The sequence below is a fragment of the Halomonas kalidii genome (assembly GCF_030010475.1).
Classification (GTDB): domain Bacteria; phylum Pseudomonadota; class Gammaproteobacteria; order Pseudomonadales; family Halomonadaceae; genus Halomonas; species Halomonas heilongjiangensis.
The window spans coordinates 89,545-110,486 of record NZ_JASCQN010000032.1 but is presented as its reverse complement, the minus strand read 5'-3'; the positions used below and the strand labels follow the sequence as shown (position 1 = coordinate 110,486).

The 20,942-nt window shown below is 67.2% G+C and carries 23 protein-coding genes; 13 read left to right on the top strand and 10 right to left on the bottom strand.

What is annotated here, in order from left to right:
- The first annotated feature begins 27 nt into the window (after positions 1 to 27).
- Entirely contained in the window at positions 28 to 642 is a 615-nt protein-coding gene (gene msrA / locus QLQ85_RS08975; RefSeq protein WP_282738682.1) for a peptide-methionine (S)-S-oxide reductase MsrA, read from the top strand.
- Here the strand turns inward: msrA and QLQ85_RS08970 are convergent.
- The 9 genes from QLQ85_RS08970 to can all read right to left on the bottom strand — a co-directional run bounded on the left by QLQ85_RS08970 (position 623) and on the right by can (position 10,725).
- The gene (locus QLQ85_RS08970) at positions 623 to 1,663 is read right to left on the bottom strand and encodes a hydrolase (RefSeq protein WP_282738681.1); all 1,041 of its coding nucleotides are present in this window, start codon (positions 1,661 to 1,663) and stop codon (positions 623 to 625) included. The two genes, msrA and QLQ85_RS08970, sit on opposite strands and share 20 nt — an antisense overlap.
- Positions 1,664 to 1,670: 7 nt before the next feature.
- Positions 1,671 to 2,975 (bottom strand): Xaa-Pro dipeptidase, encoded by a 1,305-nt coding sequence (gene pepQ / locus QLQ85_RS08965; protein ID WP_282738680.1) that lies wholly within the window; start codon positions 2,973 to 2,975, stop codon positions 1,671 to 1,673.
- Positions 2,976 to 3,175: 200 nt separating this feature from the next.
- On the bottom strand, positions 3,176 to 4,102 hold the full coding sequence (locus QLQ85_RS08960; protein WP_282738679.1) for a LysR family transcriptional regulator: 927 nt from the start codon (positions 4,100 to 4,102) through the stop codon (positions 3,176 to 3,178).
- A 79-nt stretch (positions 4,103 to 4,181) separates the two neighbouring features.
- Positions 4,182 to 5,237 (bottom strand): ABC transporter ATP-binding protein, encoded by a 1,056-nt coding sequence (locus QLQ85_RS08955; RefSeq protein ID WP_282738678.1) that lies wholly within the window; start codon positions 5,235 to 5,237, stop codon positions 4,182 to 4,184.
- On the bottom strand, positions 5,237 to 6,256 hold the full coding sequence (locus tag QLQ85_RS08950) for an ABC transporter ATP-binding protein (RefSeq protein ID WP_282738677.1): 1,020 nt from the start codon (positions 6,254 to 6,256) through the stop codon (positions 5,237 to 5,239). The genes QLQ85_RS08955 and QLQ85_RS08950 overlap by 1 nt, the downstream gene beginning before the upstream one ends.
- A gap of 4 nt (positions 6,257 to 6,260) precedes the next feature.
- Entirely contained in the window at positions 6,261 to 7,202 is a 942-nt protein-coding gene (locus QLQ85_RS08945) for an ABC transporter permease (RefSeq protein ID WP_282738676.1), read from the bottom strand.
- Entirely contained in the window at positions 7,199 to 8,245 is a 1,047-nt protein-coding gene (locus tag QLQ85_RS08940) for an ABC transporter permease (RefSeq protein WP_282738675.1), read from the bottom strand. Before QLQ85_RS08940 ends, QLQ85_RS08945 begins: the two co-directional genes overlap by 4 nt.
- A gap of 107 nt (positions 8,246 to 8,352) precedes the next feature.
- Positions 8,353 to 9,927, bottom strand: a complete 1,575-nt coding sequence (locus QLQ85_RS08935; RefSeq protein ID WP_282738674.1) for an ABC transporter substrate-binding protein — start codon at positions 9,925 to 9,927, stop codon at positions 8,353 to 8,355.
- 147 nt (positions 9,928 to 10,074) lie between these two features.
- The gene (gene can, locus QLQ85_RS08930) at positions 10,075 to 10,725 is read right to left on the bottom strand and encodes a carbonate dehydratase (protein WP_282738673.1); all 651 of its coding nucleotides are present in this window, start codon (positions 10,723 to 10,725) and stop codon (positions 10,075 to 10,077) included.
- Positions 10,726 to 10,892: 167 nt separating this feature from the next.
- On the opposite strand from can, the gene gorA reads away from it, so the two are divergent.
- The 4 genes from gorA (at position 10,893) to QLQ85_RS08910 (ending at position 14,928) form a co-directional block, all read left to right on the top strand.
- Positions 10,893 to 12,257, top strand: a complete 1,365-nt coding sequence (gene gorA, locus QLQ85_RS08925) for a glutathione-disulfide reductase (protein WP_282738672.1) — start codon at positions 10,893 to 10,895, stop codon at positions 12,255 to 12,257.
- 256 nt (positions 12,258 to 12,513) lie between these two features.
- On the top strand, positions 12,514 to 13,092 hold the full coding sequence (gene ectA / locus QLQ85_RS08920) for a diaminobutyrate acetyltransferase (protein WP_282738671.1): 579 nt from the start codon (positions 12,514 to 12,516) through the stop codon (positions 13,090 to 13,092).
- Between the two features lie 89 nt (positions 13,093 to 13,181).
- Positions 13,182 to 14,447, top strand: coding sequence for a diaminobutyrate--2-oxoglutarate transaminase (gene ectB / locus QLQ85_RS08915; protein WP_282738670.1), 1,266 nt, complete (start codon positions 13,182 to 13,184; stop codon positions 14,445 to 14,447).
- Positions 14,448 to 14,517: 70 nt separating this feature from the next.
- The gene (locus QLQ85_RS08910; protein ID WP_240567635.1) at positions 14,518 to 14,928 is read left to right on the top strand and encodes an ectoine synthase; all 411 of its coding nucleotides are present in this window, start codon (positions 14,518 to 14,520) and stop codon (positions 14,926 to 14,928) included.
- A gap of 208 nt (positions 14,929 to 15,136) precedes the next feature.
- On the opposite strand, the gene QLQ85_RS08905 is transcribed toward QLQ85_RS08910, so the two are convergent.
- Entirely contained in the window at positions 15,137 to 15,472 is a 336-nt protein-coding gene (locus QLQ85_RS08905; RefSeq protein WP_282738669.1) for a hypothetical protein, read from the bottom strand.
- Between the two features lie 204 nt (positions 15,473 to 15,676).
- On the opposite strand from QLQ85_RS08905, the gene QLQ85_RS08900 reads away from it, so the two are divergent.
- The 8 genes from QLQ85_RS08900 (at position 15,677) to QLQ85_RS08865 (ending at position 20,940) form a co-directional block, all read left to right on the top strand.
- On the top strand, positions 15,677 to 15,979 hold the full coding sequence (locus tag QLQ85_RS08900) for a hypothetical protein (RefSeq protein ID WP_282738668.1): 303 nt from the start codon (positions 15,677 to 15,679) through the stop codon (positions 15,977 to 15,979).
- A gap of 244 nt (positions 15,980 to 16,223) precedes the next feature.
- Positions 16,224 to 18,158: a replication endonuclease gene (locus QLQ85_RS08895; RefSeq protein WP_282738667.1), complete on the top strand. Its 1,935-nt coding sequence runs from the start codon at positions 16,224 to 16,226 to the stop codon at positions 18,156 to 18,158.
- Complete coding sequence (locus QLQ85_RS08890; RefSeq protein WP_282738666.1) at positions 18,155 to 18,331, top strand: hypothetical protein; 177 nt, start codon at positions 18,155 to 18,157, stop codon at positions 18,329 to 18,331. The genes QLQ85_RS08895 and QLQ85_RS08890 overlap by 4 nt, the downstream gene beginning before the upstream one ends.
- Positions 18,328 to 18,708 (top strand): hypothetical protein, encoded by a 381-nt coding sequence (locus QLQ85_RS08885; protein ID WP_282738665.1) that lies wholly within the window; start codon positions 18,328 to 18,330, stop codon positions 18,706 to 18,708. The genes QLQ85_RS08890 and QLQ85_RS08885 overlap by 4 nt, the downstream gene beginning before the upstream one ends.
- A gap of 20 nt (positions 18,709 to 18,728) precedes the next feature.
- Positions 18,729 to 19,202: a hypothetical protein gene (locus QLQ85_RS08880; RefSeq protein ID WP_282738664.1), complete on the top strand. Its 474-nt coding sequence runs from the start codon at positions 18,729 to 18,731 to the stop codon at positions 19,200 to 19,202.
- Positions 19,192 to 19,848, top strand: a complete 657-nt coding sequence (locus tag QLQ85_RS08875) for a hypothetical protein (RefSeq protein WP_282738663.1) — start codon at positions 19,192 to 19,194, stop codon at positions 19,846 to 19,848. The genes QLQ85_RS08880 and QLQ85_RS08875 overlap by 11 nt, the downstream gene beginning before the upstream one ends.
- A 93-nt stretch (positions 19,849 to 19,941) precedes the next feature.
- Entirely contained in the window at positions 19,942 to 20,094 is a 153-nt protein-coding gene (locus QLQ85_RS08870) for a hypothetical protein (protein WP_282738662.1), read from the top strand.
- 36 nt (positions 20,095 to 20,130) lie between these two features.
- The gene (locus tag QLQ85_RS08865; RefSeq protein WP_282738661.1) at positions 20,131 to 20,940 is read left to right on the top strand and encodes a major capsid protein P2; all 810 of its coding nucleotides are present in this window, start codon (positions 20,131 to 20,133) and stop codon (positions 20,938 to 20,940) included.
- The last annotated feature ends 2 nt before the right edge of the window (positions 20,941 to 20,942 follow it).

Here is a 20,942-nt window from a genome sequence, read left to right as displayed (position 1 = left end):
ACCCACACAGGCACACGAGGAACCGTGATGAGTATCGATCCTGCCCGCGCCCTGCCGGGGCGCGATACGCCGATGAAGATCAGCGGCATTCATGGCGTCAATGGACGCTCCCTGGTCCCGCCGTTTGCGGAGCACCTGCGCGAGATCGTACTGGGCCTGGGCTGCTTCTGGGGGGCCGAACGGCTCTTCTGGCGGCTGCCCGGCGTCCACGTCACGGCGGTGGGCTATGCCGGCGGCGTCACGCCGAATCCGACCTATGACGAGACCTGCACCGGCCAGACCGGCCATGCCGAGGTGGTGCGGGTGATCTTCGATCCCGCCGAACTCGATCTCGAGCGGCTGCTGCAGGTGTTCTGGGAGGCCCATGACCCGACGCAGGGCGACCGCCAGGGCAACGACATCGGCTCCCAGTACCGTTCGGCGATCTACGTGACCGATGACGACCAGCTGGCGGTGGCCAAGCGCACCCGCGATGCCTATCAGCGGGCACTGCAGCGAGCCGGCGGCGGCAGGATCACCACCGAGATCGCCCCCCTCGAGGCGTTCTACTACGCCGAGGAGTACCACCAGCAGTACCTGGACAAGAACCCCGGGGGCTACTGCGGCCTGCGCGGTACCGGCGTCAGCTGTCCGATCGGGTGACCCGGAGTCGGTCCGGCCATGCCTCCTGGCCCGCGGGGCTGGCCCAGTCCTCCAGTTGCCGCCCCACCCGGCGTGACAGCCAGGAACGCAGGCCCCCGTCGCGCCACTCGATGAAGCCCACATGGCCGCCATGCCGGGCGATCTCCACGCGTACCGATGCCGAGGGGTGTGGCAGGCGCTCGAACAACCCCGCCGGCATGAAGGGATCGTCATCGGCGTGAAGCAGCAGTGTGGGGAGTTCGAGCTCGCCGAGCAGCGGGCCGGCTGAGGCACGTCGGTAGTAGTCGGCGGCGCCGTCGAAACCGTGCAGCGGCGCGGTGACGGCGTCGTCGTAGGCGCGCAGGCTGTCGAGTCCGGCAAGCCGGCGTCGATCCAGCGGCAGCGGCAGCTCACCGGCCCGCAGCCGCCGTGCGACCTTGGCCTTCAGCGAGGCCAGCAGATGGCGCTCGTAGAGGCGGGAGAACCCCTGGTGCAGGGAATCAGCGCAGGCCGCCAGGTCCAGCGGGGCGCCGATGGCGATGGCGCCGGCCAGGTCGAGGCCATCGCCCCCCTGTTCGGCGACCAGCTTGATCAGCATGTTGGCCCCCAGCGAAACCCCGGCCGCAACCTTGAGGGCGCGCGGGTAACGGTGGGCGAGATGACCGATCAGCCAGTAGGCATCGGCGGTATCGCCGCTATGGTAGGCCCGGGGCAGCCGGTTGGGCATGTCGCCGCAGCCACGGAAGTGCATGAGCACGGGGCGCCAGCCCAGCCTCGCGGCCATGGCCAGCAACAGTCGCGCGTATGGCGAGGCGAAGGAACCCTCCAGCCCGTGGAAGAGCAGGAACAGGGGGGCGTCTTCCCGGGCCGGGGCCGGGCGCGCCCAGGTCAGCTCGACGAAGTCACCATCCGGCAGTTCGAGGATCTCGACGTCACGTTTCACGCGGGGACGCGGCAGCAGCCGCGGCAGCAGGGTCTGGACGTGGCGGTTGGCGAGCCCCGGCGGTGGTCGGAAGGTGGCGGGATGCAATCGGCCGGACATGGCGGTGTCACTCGGCGTCGTGAAGCGTCAGGTTGTCGGGCCCCTGGGCGGTGACCAGCACGTTGTCCTCGATGCGGACGCCGCCGTGGTCGGCCAGCCTCTCGACCCGCTGCCAGTCGATGTCGCGGCTGTCCCGGAACCGCTCGAGCAGCATGGGTATGATATACAGCCCCGGTTCCATGGTGACCACCATCCCCGCTTGCAGTTCCCGAGTCAGGCGCAGGGCCGGATGGGCAGCCGGCGGAGAGAGCGGCGTGCCGTCGGCGGCGACCCGCCCGCCCAGGTCATGGACCTGGAGGCCGAGCAGGTGCCCCAGGCCGTGTGGGCAGAAGGCGCGGGTGATGCCGGTGGCCACCGCCGTGTCCGCGGAACATCGTACCAGGCCGTGCCCGACCAGCAGCGCGCCGAGCTCCGCATGCATCCGCTCATGGAGCTCGACGTAGCTCACCCCGGGGCGCAGTGCCGTGACCAGCCGCCGCTGCAGCGCGGTAACGCCCTCGACCAGCGGGGCGAACAGCGGGTCGGCATCGGGTCCGGGCCAGGTACGGGTGATGTCGGCGCAGTACCCCCGGTAGCGATGCCCCCCGTCGAGCAGCAGGCTGTTGCGCCTGGCCGGCGTGTCGCTATCGTAGTGCTGATAGTGCAGTACGCCGCCGTGGGCATTGATGCCGACGATGTTCTGATAGGGCAGCTCGCTCTCGCGGCTGCGGGAGGCCCCCAGGTAGGCGAGCTGACAGTCGAGCTCGGCGCCACCGGCCAGGAAGGCCTCCCTGGCCGCACGGTGGCCGGCCAGGGCCCGCCGGTTGGCCTCGCGCAGGCAGGCCACCTCGTAGTCGCTCTTGCGCACGCGCAGCTCGTCCAGGCGCGCCGTCAATGCCTCGGGGTTGGCCTCGGCGCCCAGCTCCGAGGCCAGCTCGGCACTGATCTCGCCGAGCACCGCGAAACGCCCGGTGGGGAGCGACGGCGGGGTCGTCTCGGCGCGCAGCTCGACCTCGAAGGCCCCGACCCAGGGCTCCTCGGGCAGCCGAGGCGTCAGGTGCCAGAAGTCCTCCGGGGCGTGAAAGTAGAGTGTCGGCCGGTGATCCGGGCGAACCAGGAGCCAGCTGTGCGCCAGGCCGGCCATCGGCACCCAGTGCAGGAAGTGTCCGTACGCGGCGAAGCTGGCGGTCTGGTCATCGGCGAAGTGGCGGTGGGCGTGACCGCTGTAGAGCAGCACCCCATCGTAGCCTTCGGTGCCCAGGATGTCGGCGTAGGCCCGGGCCAGGGCGTCCAGGTGGCGCCCTTGGGCGGCGGCGAGGTCGGGGGCGATCATCACGGACTCCGTCATCGGTCATTGATCATCGAAGGGCTAGCAGCCTGTCGGATTTGACCGATCGTCGCGAGAAATATGGATTTCGAGTCAAGTTTATCGATCTGATGAGGCGAATAGCGAGCTATTTAACGAATCAGATCGAATGAAATTGGCCGAAAGCCCGGGTTTCGCAGTAGATCAGCGTTAAGTCCGACAGGCTGCTAGGGAACATCGTCATTATCGACCCGGGTGGGCAGGCTCTGCCACAGAGCCTCCAGGCCCGAGTGGCGGGGGGCGGCATGCCGGTAAAGGCGGATCTCCAGCGGCACCTGCCAGCGGGCATCGCCGGCGAGCACCAGCTCGCCGTGCTCGAGAGCCGGGCGCACCAGGCGTTCCGGCAGCCAGCCCAGGCCGTAGCCCAGGCCGATCAGTTCCTTGATGTTGCCACTCTGGATGCTCTCGTTGAGCACCCGGAAACCGGGCGCCTCGCCGAGTCGCGCCAGGTGAGCATCGATGGCGGCCCGCATCAGGCCGCGCGGGTGGAAGGCGATCAGTGGCAGCGCCTCCCGGGGGCCGGTACCCAGGCGAAAGCGGGGGCGGCCCTCGTCATCCGGCACCGATAGCGGCACCAGGCGCTCGTGACCGACCAGACGATACTGGCAGCCTTGGCGGTCCACCGCCGGAAGCTCATCGTGGCGCGGCCAGTAGCAGAGCGCCAGGTCGCACTCCCCTCGGGCCAGCGCCTGGAAGTAGTCGTCCACCAGCCAGCCGGTGGCGCGCAGGTAGGGCTCCAGGGGAGGCTCGCCGTGATAACCGTCGAGCCACTCCGGCAGGAAGTGGCCCAGCAGGCTCTGGGGGGCAGCCAGGCGCAGCCGGTTGGCCTGGGCCTCGGCGAGGCGCGCCAGCCGCTCCCGGGTATCGCGTACCCGTTGGCTGACCTGCTCGCACATCCCCAGGAACTCCTCACCGGCGGGGGTCAGGGAGAGCGGCAGGGTCTGGCGATTGACCAGGCTGGTGCCCATCTCCTCCTCCAGCAGCTTGATACGCCGGGAGAAGGTCGGCTGGGTGACATGGCGCTCCTCCGCCGCCCGCGAGAAGTGTCGGGTGCGAGCCAAGGCGATGAAGTCTTCCAGCCAACGAACTTCCATGATTTACCATTTATGCAGCAGATATTTTCGTTATTTTTTTTAAATACGGAGAATAATGCCATTAAAGCCACCTTTGAGACTATAGCCGCCCTTCCTCCACGGCATGGCAGGCCACCCGGCTGCCGTCGGCCTGGGGCCGCAGCGTCGGCACCTCCCGACGACAGCGCGGCTCGGCATGGGGGCAGCGACCATGGAAGACACAGCCCGAGGGCAGGTTCACCGGGGTCGGTACCTCGCCGGTCAGCCGGATCGGCTGGGGCCGGTCGTCCTCCAGGCGCGGGATCGCCGACAGCAGCGCCTGGGTATAGGGGTGCCGAGGGGTGGCGAACAGCGTCGCCGTGGCGGCCACTTCGCATACCGTGCCCAGGTACATCACCGCCACCCGGGTGCCGAAGTGCTCGACCACCGCCAGGTCGTGGGTGATGAACAGGTAGGTGAGATCCCGCTCGCGTTGGGCCTCCATCAGCAGGTTCAGCACCTGGGCCTGGATCGACACGTCAAGCGCCGAGATCGGCTCGTCGGCGACGATAAACTCCGGATCGACGGCCAGGGCTCGCGCAATGGCAATACGTTGCCGCTGGCCGCCGGAGAACTCGTGGCCATAGCGTCCGCCCCAGTCGGCCGCGATGCCCACCGAGGTCATCACCTCGGCGACCTGTTCCTTGATGCGCTGCGGCGACCAGACCGGGTGGTGCAGGCGGATCGGCTCCTCCAGGGTCTGCTGGATGGTCATGCGTGGATTGAGCGAGGCATAGGGGTTCTGGAAGATCATCTGCATGCGCTTGCGGTAGGGCATCAGCGCCTTGTGGGAGAGGTCATCGATGCGCCGGCCGTCGTAGCGGATCTCGCCGGCACTGGGATGGAGCAGGCCCATCACGGTGCGGGCCACCGTGGACTTGCCGCAGCCGGACTCGCCGACCACGCAGAGCGCCTCGCCACGCTGGATATCCAGGTCGACGCCGTTGATGGCATGCACGTGCCGCTGTTCGCGGACGATCCTGCCCCCCTTGAACTTCAGCTGCTCGAGGAAATCGCCGGAGAGCGAGAAGTGCTTCTCCAGTCCGCGGATCTCCAGCAGGGGGGCAGCCGCCTCGGGGACCTGGTCAAGGGCGTGGGCTTGGGCGGTCGAACTCATCAGCGAATCTCCTCGGCCGGGATGCGTTCGCGCTCGAGCATCTCGGCGACCATGTGACAGGCGACCCGGCAGTTGCCGGAGGTCACGAACTCGGGCACCGCGTCGATGCAGGCGCGGCGGGTGGTGCCGTCGGCGCGCTCGACGAAGCCGCAGCGCGAATGGAAGGCGCAGCCGCTCGGCAGGTTGTCCAGCGATGGCATGCTGCCGGGAATCTGGTTCAGCCGGCTGCCCGGCGTGGCCATCTGGGGCAGGGCGTTGATCAGGCCCTGGGTGTAGGGGTGCTGGGGATCGTTGATGATCTCCCGGGTCGGGCCCTGCTCGATCACCCGGCCGGCATACATCACCAGCATGCGCTGGGTGACCTGGCTGACCACGCCCAGGTCGTGGGTGATCAGGATCAGGCCGACGTTGTGCTGCTCGCAGAGCTCCAGCAGAAGCGCCATGATCTCCGCCTGGATGGTCACATCCAGCGCGGTGGTGGGCTCGTCGGCGATGATGATGTCGGGATCGAGCAGCAGCGCGACGGCGATGATCACTCGTTGGCGCATGCCGCCGGAGAGCTCGTGGGGGTACTGGTCGAGGCGCGCCGCGGGCGAGGGGATCTGCACCTGCTCGAGCTTGCGCAGGGCGATCGCCCGGGCCTCGCGGTTCGAGATGCGTCGGTGTGCCTTGAGGCACTCGACCATCTGTTCGCCGATGGTCAGCACCGGGTTCAGGGTCATCATCGGATCCTGGAAGATCATCGACATGCGGTGACCGCGGACATGGCGCAGCGCCCGGTCGCTCATGGCGGTCAGGTCGCGGCCGTCGAAGCGGATGCTGCCGCCGGCGATATAGCCCGGCTTGGCGATCAGGTTGAGCAGGCTGAAGGCCGCCACCGACTTGCCGGCGCCGGACTCGCCCACGATTCCCAGGCGCTCGCCGCGCTCGAGGCCGAAGCTGACATCGCGCAGCGCCTGGACATCGCCGCGGCGAAGGGCGAAGCGCACATCGAGATGGGTTACGTCGAGGAGTGCCATGGGGTCAGCCCTTGTAGAGTCGCGGGTTGAGGACGTCGCGCAGCCAGTCGCCGAGCAGGTTGATCACCAGCACCAGCACCACCAGCACCAGGCCGGGGATCAGGGTGATCCACCAGGAACCCGACTGCAGGTAGTCGAAGCCGGACTTGATCAGCGAACCCAGCGACGGCTGGGTCTCGGGCATGCCCAGGCCGAGGAAGGAGAGGGCCGCCTCGGAGATGATGGCGTTGGCCACCTGGACCGTGGAGATGACGAAGATCGGCGACAGGGTATTGGGCAGGATATGGCGGAACATGATGCGCCGACTGGTGAAGCCCATCACCCGGGCGGCATCGACATACTCCTTGTGGCGCTCGGCCAGCACCGAGGCGCGCACCGTGCGCGCGTACTGGGGCCATTCGGCCAGGCCGATGATCAGCACCAGCAGCGGCACCGCATAGGCGCTGAAGGTGGCACCGCCGAAGATCGCCTTGACCAGGGCGCCCACCACGATGGCCACCATCAGGGTGGAGAACGACAGCTGGATGTCGGCCAGGCGCATCAGGAAGGCATCCACGCGCCCGCCCAGGTAGCCGGCGAGCAGCCCGAAGCTGACCCCCAGCAGTGCCTGGAGGGCCACCGCGCCGAAGCCGATGATCAGCGACACCCGGGCGCCATAGAGGATGGTCGAGAGCAGGTCGCGGCCCTGAGCATCGGTACCCATCAGGTAGGTCGGGTCGCTGCCCTCGACCCAGAAGGGCGGCAGCTCCGAGGACATGATGTCGATCTGCGTCAGGTCATAGGGGTTCATGGGCGCCAGCCACGGGGCCAGCACCGCCACGGCGACCAGGGCGATGAAGACCACCAGGCTCAGCTGGGCGACCGGGTCACGCTTGAAGCTGTAGAGCAGGTAGGAGCCGCGAAAGCGTGACCAGCGGCTCGCCACCCGGGGTGTCGTGGTTGTCATGCGGGTTTCCCTGTCAGCTTGACGGTGGGGTTGACCAGGCCATAGATCAGGTCGACCAGGGTGTTGGTGATCACGAAGATCAGCCCCACGATCATCAGGTAGGTGATGATCAGCGGCACGTCGGAACGCTGGATGGCGTTGAGGAACATCAGCCCCATGCCCGGCCACTGGAAGACCGTCTCGGTGAGAATGGTGTAGGCCACCAGGGTGCCGATCTGCACCCCGCCCATGGTGATCACCGGCAGCATGGTGTTCTTCAGGGCGTGCACGAAGTAGATGCGGCGCAGCGAGATGCCCTTGGCGCGGGCGAACTTCACGTACTCCGACTGCAGCACCTCGAGCATCTCGGCGCGGATCAGGCGGATGAACAGCGGCAGCATGATCGAGGCCAGCGAGATCGCCGGCAGCACCAGGTAGGTGAGGCCTTCGAGGGAGGCGAAGTTGGTCGCCCAGGTGCCGAAGACGGGCACCGGGTTGCCGCGTCCGTAAGCGGGCATGCCGCCCTCGGTACTGACCAGGTCGTTGAGCCAGGCCCCCCAGCCGGTATCGGCGGGGAAGGGCGACCAGCTCACCCCGATGGCGAACAGCTGGATCAGCACGATGGCGGTGAGGAAGACCGGGATGGAGATGCCGATGATCGACACCCCCATGAAGAGGCGCGACAGCCAGGCCCGGGGGCGGATCGCGCTGTAGACGCCGATCGGCACCGAGAGCAGCACGATCAGCAGGGTCGTGGCGAAGACCAGCTCCAGGGTCGCCGGCAGGTGGCGCAGGATCACCTCGGTGGTGGGCTGGTTGAAGATGTAGGAGTAGCCGAAGTCCAGCTGCAGGGCATTGCCCGCGAAGCGCAGGTACTGGACCAGGAAGGGGTCGTTGAGGCCCAGCTGTTCGCGCAGGGCCGCGCGCTCGCTCTCCGGGACCGACTGGCCGACCATCTGCTGGATGGGGTCGCCCAGGTTGTCCTGGATGGCGAAGGCGATGAGGCTGATGATGAACATCACCAGCAGGGCATGGAAGAGGCGCTTGATCAGGAAGGCGATCATGGCTGGCGTCCCGTGTGCAACACGCGGCAACGCACTCGGCTGGCGGGCGCGTCGCAGGGGTCAGGATTTCATGGGGCCGGCCCGCGAGGGGCCGGCGCGAGGCAGGCTTAGTCGTCCTCGATGACCAGGTCCCCGAGGTAGGGGAAGTTCATCACGTTGAGGATCGGCTCGATATCGACGCTGGCCGCCGAGGCCCAGGCCAGGTCCTGCCAGTGCAGGGGCACGACGGCCGCCTCGTCATGCAGGGTCTGCTCGACCTGCTGCAGCATCTCGGCCCGCTTCTCGAGGTCGACCTCGAGGTTGGCCTCGGCGACCAGCCTGTCGAGCTCCGGGTTGCAGTAGTTGCCGGCGTTGTACTGGCCGGCGCCGCTGTCGGTATCCGGGCAGGCCGTCAGGTACTCGTGGAAGTTGGCGCTGTCCTCGGTATCGGCGTGCCAGCCGATCAGCATCATGTCGGCGGCGCGGTCGTCGTACTCGCCCCAGTACTGGGCCTTGGGCAGCGTCTTGAGGTCCACCGTGACGTTGATGCGCGCCAGCATGGCGGCCACCGCCTGGGCGATCTTGGCGTCGTTCACGTAGCGGTTGTTGGGCGCCATCATGGTGATCTCGAAGCCGTCGGCGTAGCCGGCATCAACCATCAGCTGCTTCGCCTTCTCCAGGTCATAGCGGCGCTCGAGAGTGTCGACATGGCCGGCGTAGCCTTCCGGGGAGAACTGTGCCGCCGGGGTGGCGAAGCCCTTCATCAGGCGCTCGGCGATGCCTTCCTGGTTGACGGCATAGGCGAAGGCCTGGCGGACCCGCGGATCCTGGAAGGCCTCGACGCGCTCCTGGTTCATGTGGAAGAAGATGATCCGCGTGCCGGACATGGTGACCAGCTGGACGTCCTCGTCCTCGCGCACCCGGTCCAGGTCGTTGGGGGGCACCGGCGCGATGAAGTCCACGTCCCCGGAGAGCAGGGCGGCCACGCGGGTGGCGTTCTCGCTGATCGGGGTGAGCACGATGCGCTCCACGTTACCCGGGGACTCTGCGTCCCAGTAGCCGTCGAAGCGGTCGAACTCCATGCGGTTGCCCTTCTGGTGTTCGACCACGGTGAAGGGGCCGGTGCCGGAGAGGTTGGCCGAGGCGAAGGAGTTGCCGTTCTTGACGATCTCGTCCTTGGGGTCGCCGTCCTCGCCGGTGCCGCTGTAGAACGCGCTGTCCAGCGGGAAGATGTAGGTGGCGAGGTTGAGCAGCAGCGGATAGGGCTCCCGGGTGGTGAACTCGACGGTGTTGTCGTCCAGTGCGGTGACGCTCTCGATGGGTTCGAAGATCGCCTTGAAGTCCGGACTGCGCTTCAGGCGCTCGACGGTCCAGACCACGTCCTCGGCGGTGAAGGCGTTGCCGCTGTGGAAGTCGACCCCCTCACGCAGGGTCATGCGCATGGTGGTGTCGTCGACCTGCTCCCAGGCGGTGGCCAGGCGCGGCTCGAACTCCAGGTCGCTGGTCCAGCGCACCAGGGGATCGAAGGTCATGTGGGAGAGCTGGAGGATACCCCCGGAGAGCTGCTCGTGGATGTCCAGCGAGACCGGATCGGCATCGTAGGCCATGCGCAGGGTGGTCCCGGCGCTGGCTACGGAGGGCAGCACGGCGGTAGCCATGGCGGCGCCGATCACGCTCGCCAGCAGGGTCTTCTTGAGAGTCATTTGTCGTTCCATGCCCGTTGTCTTGTTGTTGATGTGATGACCGCGAAGGTCCAGCCAACAACGTAGTTAGCCCGGGCACCGAGGGACAATCGAAATTGTGAGAGAGGTCATGCGCGCCGCGAATGAGCCCCGCGGGTGGGGCCTGAGTCAGTCCCCGGCCGGCGTGATACGGGCGATTCGATAGAGGGTGGTGGCCTGGTCGAGGCCGGAGACCGTGCAGTCGAGGTCCTTGACGCGTCCGTCGGACAGGCCATAGACCCAGCCGTGCACCGCCAGTTCCTGACCGCGCTGCCAGGCATGCTGGACGATCTTGGTGCAACACAGGTTGGTGACCTGAGCCTGGACGTTGAGCTCGCACATGCGATCGACCTGGGCATCGCGGTCGAGGGGGGCCAGCTCCTCGCGGTGGCGGGCATAGAGCTCGCGTACCGAGTGCAGCCAGATGTCCACCATGCCGTTGTCGCCACCGTCGACCGCGGCGCGTATCCCGCCGCAGCCGTAGTGGCCGACCACCATGATGTGGCGCACCTTGAGCACCTCCACCGCGTACTGCAGTACCGACAGGGCATTGAGGTCGTTGTGATGAAGCAGATTGGCCACGTTGCGATGGACGAACACCTCGCCCGGGGGCAGCGAGATGATCTGGTTGGCCGGTACCCGGCTGTCGGAGCAGCCGATCCAGAGGTAGTCGGGGTTCTGCTGCTGCGAGAGTCGCGAGAAGAAGCCGGGATCCTCCTGGCACATGCGCTCGGCCCAGGCGCGGTTGTTCTCGAGCAGGTCCTGGATGTCGTTGTTCATGGCGGCATTCCTCGCGTGGCGGTGTTGGGTGGCTGCGGCAGCTCCTTTTACCGCCACACCCCCGAGCGGTCAACCGCCGACTCTCCCGAGGGGGCGGCGGGGCTGGTATCATCGCCGCATTCCATTTCCAGGGTCGCCAGGCGGCCCCTCCCGATCAGGAGAATCACGTGTCCGAGTTCGACTACGATCTTTTCGTCATCGGTGCGGGCTCCGGCGGCGTACGCGCCGCCCGCACCGCGGCCGCGACCGGCGCCCGAGTCGCCGTGGCCGAGGACCGCTACCTGGGCGGTACCTGTGTCAACGTGGGGTGCGTGCCCAAGAAGCTCTACTCCCACGCGGCCCATTTCCATGATGCCTTCGAGGACGCCGGCGGTTTCGGCTGGCGGCTGCCGGCGGCGCCCGAGTTCGACTGGGCGACCCTGCGCGACAACAAGATCGGCGAGATCAAGCGACTCAACGGCATCTATGGCCGCCTGCTCGACGCTGCCGGGGTGCGCCTGATCAACGGCCGCGCCCGGGTGCTCGACGACCATCGGGTGGAGGTCGCCGGCGAGACGCTCAGTGCCGCCAGGATCCTGGTCGCCGTGGGGGGCTGGCCCTGGGTACCCGAGTTCCCGGGCAGTGAGCTGACGCTGGATTCCAACCAGATCTTCGATCTGGACGCCTTCCCGCGCCGCTTCCTGGTGCTCGGCGGCGGCTACATCGCCGTGGAGTTCGCGAGCATCTTCAACGGCCTGGGCAGCGAGACCCACCTGGTCTATCGCCGCGAGCTGTTCCTGCGCGGCTTCGACCACGAGGTGCGCGAGTTCGCCCGGGACGAGATGGCCAAGAAGGGCGTCAATCTGTACTTCGAGGCCAACATCGAGGCGATCGAGCGGCTCGATGGTGGGCTGCTGGTGACCCTGACCAACGGCGAGCGGCTCGAGGTCGATGCGGTGCTGGCCGCCACCGGCCGCAGGCCGCACCTCGAGGGGCTCGGCCTGGACGGTCTCGACGTCGCACTGACCGACACTGGCCACCTGCGGGTCAACGACCGCTTCGAGACCTCGGTGCCCTCGATCCTGGCCCTGGGCGACGTCACCGGCGGTCCGGAGCTGACCCCGGTGGCGCTGGCCGAGGCGATGCACCTGGTGCAGCACCACTTCGGCGAGGCGCCGCCGAAGGCACCGCTCGACTATCGCAACATCGCCACCGCGGTGTTCTGTCATCCCAATATCGGCACCGTGGGGCTCTCCGAGGAGCAGGCACGGCAAGAGTATGGCGATATCCGTGTCTATACCACCGATTTCCGCCCGCTGAAGCACACCCTGTCCGGCAGCAGCGAGCGCTGCCTGATGAAGCTGATCGTCGATGACGAGAGCGACGTGGTCGTCGGTGCCCACATGGTAGGCGAGGAGGCGGGGGAAGTGATCCAGGGCATCGCCATCGCCGTGCGTGCGGGGCTCACCAAGGCAGACTTCGACGCCACCGTGGGCATTCACCCCACCGGCGCCGAGGAGTTTGTCACCCTGCGCAGCCCCTCGCGGCGCTGAGCGCTCCCCGGCCGGCGAGGCTGTCATGTCCTCGTCACTTCGGCGGGCCACCCTCACGAGGGTGGCCCGCTGGCATTTGGGCCGGGCATGGCGTTCGCCGGGTGGACTAGAATAAAAAGAGGTCGGGCCTTCCGGGAAGCCCACGACATACTATAATTTCGCATTATGGTTTGTCGGCAGCAGGATAACCTGCTTTTTGAAAAGGAGGTAAGCGGCTGTTATGATGCCCCTCAAATTCGCTACAGCGAACTCCATAATGAACGCAACCACCGAGCCCTTTACACCCTCAGCCGACCTGGCGCGCCCGAGCGTCGCCGATGCCGTGGTCGGCTTCGACGCGATGCCCCTGTTCATCCGCAAGCCCAACCCCGATGACGGCTGGGGTATCTACGAACTGGTCAAGTCGTGTCCCCCGCTGGATGTCAATTCCGCCTACGCTTACCTGTTACTGGCCACCCAGTTCCGTGACACCTGCGCGGTGGCCACCAACGAGGAGGGCGAGATCGTCGGCTTCGTCTCCGGCTACGTGAAGAGCAATGCCCCGGACACCTACTTCCTGTGGCAGGTGGCGGTGGGCGAGAAGGCCCGCGGCACCGGTCTGGCGCGTCGTCTGGTCGAGGCCGTCATGTCCCGCCCCGAGCTGGCCGAGGTCCACCATCTCGAGACCACCATCACCCCCGACAACCAGGCCTCCTGGGGGCTGTTTCGTCGCCTGGCAGACCGTTGGCAGGCACCGCTCAACAGTCGCGAGTACTTCTCCACCGATCAGCTCGGTGGCGAGCACGACCCCGAGAACCTGGTGCGTATCGGTCCCTTCCAGACCGATCGCCTCTGAGTCATCCCGCACTATACCTGCCTGGCGTATGGCCGCTGGTCGGCCTCGCCATGCCTATCCGATTCGTCTTCTCCCAAGGAGGTCGCCCGATGCAGACCCAGATCCTCGAACGCATGGAATCCGAAGTCCGGACCTACTCCCGCTCCTTTCCGGTGGTCTTCACCAAGGCCCTGAATGCGCGCCTGACCGACGAGGACGGCCGCGAGTACATCGACTTTCTCGCCGGCGCCGGCACCCTGAACTACGGCCACAACAACCCCAAGATCAAACAGGCACTGCTCGACTACCTGGCCAGCGACGGCATCGTTCATGGCCTCGACTTCTGGACCGCTGCCAAGCGTGACTACCTCGAGACCCTCGAGGAACTGATCCTCAAGCCGCGGGGCCTGGAGTACAAGGTGCATTTCCCGGGGCCAACCGGAACCAACGCCGTCGAGGCGGCCATCCGCCTGGCTCGCGTGGCCAAGGGCCGTCATAACATTGTCACCTTCACCAATGGCTTCCACGGCGTGACCATGGGAGCCCTGGCCACCACCGGCAACCGCAAGTTCCGCGAGGCCACCGGCGGCATCCCGACCCAGGGGGCGGCCTTCCTGCCGTTCGACGGCTACCTGGGCGAGGGCACCGATACCCTCGACTACTTCGAGAAGCTGCTCGGCGACAAGTCCGGCGGCCTCGACGTACCGGCCGCGGTCATCGTCGAGACGGTGCAGGGGGAGGGCGGCATCAACGTGTCCGGCCTCGAGTGGCTCAAGCGCCTGGAGAACATCTGCCGTTCCCACGACATCCTGTTGATCGTCGATGACATCCAGGCCGGCTGCGGCCGTACCGGCAAGTTCTTCAGCTTCGAGCATGCCGGTGTGACCCCCGACATCGTCACCAACTCCAAGTCGCTCTCCGGTTACGGCCTGCCGTTCGCCCACGTGCTGATCCGCCCCGAGCTCGACAAGTGGAAGCCGGGGCAGTACAACGGCACCTTCCGCGGCTTCAACCTGGCCTTCACCACTGCCGCCGCGGCGCTGCGCCACTACTGGAGCGACGACACCTTCGAGCGTGACGTCCAACGCAAGGGCAGGGTGGTCGCCGACCGCTTCCAGAAGATCGCCGCCTGGATCGGCGAGCAGGGCATCGAGGCCTCCGAGCGTGGCCGCGGGCTGATGCGCGGCATCGACGTCGGCAACGGCGAGATCGCCGACAAGATCACCGCCAAGGCCTTCGAGAACGGCCTGGTGATCGAGACCAGTGGCCAGGACGGCGAGGTGGTCAAGTGTCTGTGTCCGCTGACCATCACCGACGAGGATCTACTGGAAGGCCTGGATATCCTCGAGGCCAGCGTCAAGCAGGCGCTAAGCTGATAATCTGCAGGGCCGTTCGCCGATCGCGCGGCGGCCCGGTCATCGACACCTTGCATATCGGAGTTCAACCATGATCGTTCGCAACCTCGAGGAAGCGCGCCAGACCGACCGCCTGGTCAAGGCCGAGAACGGCAACTGGGACAGTACCCGCCTGTCGCTGGCCGACGATGGCGGCAATTGCTCTTTCCATATCACCCGCATCTACGCGGGCACCGAGACCCATATTCATTACAAGCACCACTTCGAGGCGGTCTACTGCATCGAGGGCGAAGGCGAGGTGGAGACCCTGGCCGACGGCAAGATCTGGCCGATCAAGCCGGGTGACATCTATATCCTCGACCAGCATGACGAGCACCTGCTGCGTGCCAGCAAGACCATGCACCTGGCCTGCGTCTTCACGCCGGGCCTGACGGGACACGAGGTGCATCGCGAGGACGGCTCCTACGCGCCCGCCGAGGCCGACGACGACAAGCCGCTCTGAGCTCCAGAGGCGTGAAACGCTTCGGCCATCGCCCCCGGTTCGCATGAGCCGGGGGCGATGGCATCTGGGTCAGGAAGGATTCCCCGGGGCCGATACTGGGGCATCGCGCCGCACCATTCGTTGGACACGGTGTCGGATACCGGACTGGCGACCGACACTGCCGGACGGCTCGTTCGGCCAGCCGCCGGTTCGCATAATGTATAAGTGGTTAAAACAGAGGACCGCCGAAAAGCACCCCTCCCCCATACCCCACCAGGCCCACAACCACGGGGGCTACAGCCATTTCGAGGCGCTTCCCGATATCGCGCCACACCGGGGACGTAGCGTTCCCCTTCTCGCGTTCAATGTGCAGCGCAATAACCACCTTTCCGGGGTCTAATCCCAGCTCCTCAGCGATCCGAATTCCTATCTCATCGGACATCTTCCCGCCGGATTTCCAGGTGTAAACGGTCTGTGACTTGACGTTAAGGAGTTTTGCGGCTCGATAGTCCGTAATCCCGCCGTGGTGGGCTTTGTAGCGGTTCAGAAGCTCAAGTGTGTTCATGTCAATACCCTTTGGAATGTGACGTCCAGGGTAACAGCATAGCCGACTATGCAAGCGCTAAACGACTACCGGCCAGATTTGCATATATCAACCAGCTCTGCATAAGCTCCCCCTGTCCGTTCGCTGGATAGGCCGAGAGGCCGCCGCCGGGGTAGCGCCCCGGCGGTCCCTGCCAGCGACATCGCGAACAGGAGTCACACCGCCATGAGTGCCATTGATGCCGTTTCTACCGCTGGTATTACTCCCCCCGCTGCTTTCCATCGCCTTCGCGCTGACCTTCACGCCGCCGCCGGTGCCGATCGCATAGCGGCACAGCGGGCCTACCGAGAAGCCGCCGAGATGCGGCGCCGCGCCGACTTCTTTCGCGATGCCATGGAGCTGCACGCCGGTACCGGCCTGGGCGACTGGTACGCCAAGCTGTCGGCACGGTTCGACAATCTGGAAACCGAGCTGCTGGCCGAGGGCTGCGAGATTGAGGACGGCTACGGCATCCTAGGGGGTGCATGATGGCCGCCGTTTACGCCACGCCGTGCCGGTGGTGCGACCGGCTCGTATGGAGTCCGATTTGCCGGCCGGCGCCCGAAGGGCATCCCGAGTGTAAGCAAGCGGCCGAGGCGCTGGGGCAGCCGGTCGCCGAGGTGAGGGAGGCGTGCGACCGCGACCTAGTGCATTTGCGCTGGATCGGCATTGCCCATGATCAGGCATGGGCGCGTCTGCTGTGGCGCCAGTGGATCGAGTGCGGTGACGCACTGTGAGCAGCCACCAGACCGCCATCGACCGCCAGGCCATGGCCGACGCCCTGCGCCGCTGTGGCCCCTGGTACTGCACCGATGACGATGACGCCCTGGTCAGCCACGCCGAGCAGCAAGCCGACGCCATCGACCGTATCCGCATGGGCGGGACCGCCGAGGCCCTGGCCGCCGGTACCCGCCGCGTCGTCGCCCACGGCCTGGAGCTGCCCGACGCCGAGAGCGACCGGGGCACCGTCGCCCGCCTGTGCTGCGGGCTGTGGTGGCGCCGCCAGTTGCGCCGCCTCAACGCCCGCCGCCTGGAGCAAGCCGACCGCATCCTGGGCCGCGTCCACGACCGCGCCGGCATCTACGTCTCGAACCGCGGCATGGAGGCCCGCCGCCGTCAGCACGTCCGCAACCGCCGCATCTTGGAGGCGGTGGCCGCCGTCAATGAGGCCGGGCAGGAATACACCCTGGCAGAACTGGCCGAGCTGGGACTGGCCAACCCGAACAACCGCCGCGCCGAGCTGATGCTGCGCATCGCCGACACCGAGCGCGAAGCGATGCGCCTGGGGCATGTGGGGGTCTTCGTGACGATCACATGCCCGAGTCGCTTCCATGCCGTTTGGCGGGGCACCGCCCGCCACAACCCCAAATGGACCGCCGCCGACTGTCCCGACCCCCGCGAGGGGCAAGCCTATCTGCAAAAGCTATGGTCTCGAGCCCGCGCCAAGCTTGGCCGTAAACACCTGGGCGTCTACGGCATCCGCGTGGTCGAGCCCCATCACGACGGCTGCCCGCACTGGCACCTGTTGCTGTGGACCGAGGCGCAGAACGTCGGCGCGGTGCTGGGCCTGCTGCGGGCCTATGCCCTGGCCGACAGCGCCGCCGAGGTGGCCGACGACGAGACGGTTCGCTTCGATGCCAAGGTGATCGACCCCGAGCTGGGATGCGCCGCCGGCTACGTCGCCAAGTACGTCAGCAAGAACATCAACGGCGAGCAGTTCAACCGCCAGGGCGTCGACGGCGACCACTTGGACGCCTACGGCCACGACCTGACCACCAGCGCCCCGCGAATCGAGGCGTGGGCGGCGACCTGGGGCATCCGCCAATTCCAGTTCTTCGGGCTGCCGAGCGTCACCGTGTGGCGCGAGCTGCGCCGCCTGCGCGACCCCGCCGCCCTGGTCGCCTGGCTGACCGAGCGCGAGCCCGGCGAGGACGCCATGCTGGCCGCTTCCGAGCTGCGCCGCACCGCCGACCGGGGCGAGTGGGCCGGATTCCTGCGGGCCATGGGCGGCCCCATGACCAAACGCGACCACCAGCCGGCCCGGCCCTGGCATATCGACCGCCTGGCCGGCGGTGGCGGGGAGATCCAGACCGGACGCTATGGCGAGCCGCTGAAAACCACCCTGGGCATCGTCGTCCATGGCGTCGAGCTGCTGACCAAGCATCACCTTTGGACCACCCGACGCCGCGACAGCGGCCAGGGGTTTGACCTGGAGGGGTTGACCTTCGGCGCCGAAGGCGACGCTTGGACTCGTGTGAATAACTGTACGCTCCGCATCGAGCGCGAGGCCCGTCAGGCAATCCGGGGCGCCTTCACCGGGCCGTTACGCTTCATGGGCGACCCACTGAGCGCCAAGTACCACGGCGGGGCGCCTGCCCATCCGCTGTCCCGCTGGGAACGCAAAATCACTGAAAGCTGCCGGGACATGTGGCCGCCGGTCTACCAGTCGCAAATCGACAAGATACGCGAGCGCCAGGCCGCCGACGCCGAGGCGTACCGCTACCGGAGCCACCGCGCCAAGCTGACCCGCGAGCTGGGCCGCATCGAGGCCGCCGACAACCGCCGCCGACTCGAGCAGGGCCGCCGCGTGATCGCGGGAGCGCTGCTGGATCGCACCATGACCCCCGCCGACCTATCACCCGAAATGATCGAGGTACTGACCGCATGACCAACCGAGAATTGGCCGACCGCCGCCGCCAACTGGCCGACAAGGCCCAGACCATCGCCGGCCTTCACCCCATGATGGCCGCCGGCGAGATCAAGGTGGCCGCGATGCTGATGGCAGAAATCACCGACGAACTGACCCGGCGGGAACTCGCCCGCCAGGAGGCGCCCGCGTGAGCAATCCCAGCCTGGGCACCATCGACTGTCCCACCTGCAGCACCGCCGGCGCCGACGTGCGCCAGACCAAGCGGCGGGGCGCTCACCTTTACTGGCAGTGCGCCGACTGCGGCCTGATGCAGCCGACCGGCGCCGCCATCCAGGGCAAGCTCTGGCGCAACACCGACTGGCACGCCGGCGCCGAGCCGCTGCGCCCGGCCAACGTGCCGGCCACCCTGGAGCGCTCCACTCCCGAGGAATTCGACCCGGCCAAGGCCGAACCCGAGCCCGACGAGCCAACGACCGCCGCCGCCACCCACCGACCGAGCCCCGCCAAGGGCGTCGGCGTCCTGCTGCTGGGCGCCCTGGGCCTGGGCCTGTTCCTGGCCAGCCAATGACCAACCGGAGAACCGAACCGATGACCATGGAAGCGACCCACCTGACCGACGAACAGACCGCCGCCGACGCCGTGGCGGCCCTCGCCGCCGAGGCCCAGAGCGACGAGCAGGCCGAACAGGCCGCCCACCAGGCCGAGCAGGAGACCGACGCCGGCGAGTGGCAGGACGGCGAGGCACAGGAGCAGCACGCCCGCGCCCTGGCCAAGATGGGCGTTCAGGGCGTCGAGCTGGCCGCCGGCCTGATCCGGCCGGGGCACAGCCTGGACGCCAGCGCCCGCGCCAACGGCGAGGAATCGCTGCTGCCGGTCGCCCGAGACTTCTCCGGCGAGGTGCCCGAGTGGCTGCGCCCGTATATGCACTACCTGGCCGCCGGGCTGTGGATCGGTGGCGTGCTGGTCGGCGCCTACCGGGGCAAGCGCGAGGACGACGCCAGGGCCCGCCAGGAGGCCGAGCGCGAGCGGGGGCAGGGCGAGGGGGTCGCCGATGGCCTGTAACCCTGACACGTCGCTGACCAACCGGCACCGGCTGGTGCTGGGCGCCACCGGGGCCGGCAAGTCGCAACTGATCCGCGAACTGATCCCCGGCCAGGGCGTGCGCCTGCTGGGCTGGGATACAGACGATGACCACCCCGGTCACCACTTCGCCAGCCGCGCCGCCTACGCCAAGGCCGTCGCCGCCGCCCTGAGATCGGGGCGGCCGTTCCGCCTGCTGTGGAACGGCGCCAACGACCTGAAAACCTGGGAGTGGTGGTGTGGGCTGGTGTTCGCGGCGCTGGATGGCCGAACGCCGACCGAAATTCTTATCGAGGAGCTAGCCGACGTGTCGCCCAGCGCCGGCAAGGCAACGCCCGCCTTCGGCGAGCTGATCCGCCGCGCCCGCAAGTACAACGGTCGCCTGACCATGGCCACCCAGCGCGGTACCGAGATCAGCAAGACGGTTTACACCCAAGCCGCCGAGTTCTGGATCGGCCGCCAGGAAGCCACCGACATTCCGCGCATGTCCCGCCTCGCCGCCGTCACCGAGGCGAGGCTGGCCGCCGTCGCGCCGCTGCACTACATCCGCAAGCGGGGCCCAGATATCACGTTCTGGCGGCTGGAATTCCACGGCCAGCGGCGAAAACTGACCGAACTGACCGAATAACCCTGGACGCCAGACCGACGCGCTCGCCACCTTGCCCCCGACGCCACCCGGCCAGGGGGCTTTTTCCGACCGAGCCGCACAGGACACCACTATATGAACGACCTCGTTACCAAGTACCGCGACAACCTGGATACCAGCATCGTCGTCAGCTCCATCACCGCCGCGCTGATTATCGGCGTGTCGATCTACGGCATGCGCAAGATGGGCTTTCGCACCGCCGCCCAGATCGTCAGCGCCGGCAAGTAAGCCGCGCCGCGACCCCCACCACCAGGAGAAGAGCCGATGCGCCTGACTACCCGTATGCCGTCGCTGTCCAACGTGACCGCCGGCGGTACCGCCACCCTCAACATGCCGATTGGCCGCACCTACGAGAAATTGGTGCTGGAGTACACCGGCGTCACCCGCGCCCAGATGAAGGACATTCGCCTCGTCATCGACGGCAAGCCGGTGATGGAGTTCAAAGACGCCGACCAGCTCGCCGCCCTGAACCAATATTACGGCCGCCACGACGCCGCCGGGCATATCAGCCTGTGGTTCGTGCGCCCGGAAATGTCCGCCCTGGAGCAGCGCCGCGTGACCGGCCTGGGTACCGGCGACGCTCAGGGCAACGGCCGCATCCAGACCTTGCAGCTTGAAGTCGAGATCGACGGCGGCGCCGCCGCGCCGGTGATCAAGGCCCACGCCATCCAGTCGGACCCCAAGCCGCTGGGCATGCTGAACAAGGTCAAGCGCTTCACCTACAGCTCTGCGACCAGCGGCCAGTTTGAAATCGATAACATCCCCAAGGGCCCGCGCCTGATGGCCGTGCACTTCGTCAAGACCGCCGACGATATCTCGCGGGTCGAGGTCGAGCAGAACTCCCGCAAGATCGTCGAGGGCGATAAGCCGCTGCTCCAGTACTTGCAGAACGAGAACGGCCGCACCCCGCAAGCGACCTATCTCGCCGTCGACTGGACCCTGGAGGGCGATATCTATCAGTCCATCGTCACCGATCCCAACCGCATCCAAGATCAGCGTTTCCGCCTGACCCTGGACACCGCCGGCCAGGTCGAGGTGCTGGTCGAGTATCTCGACAACTTCGCTGGCATCTAAAG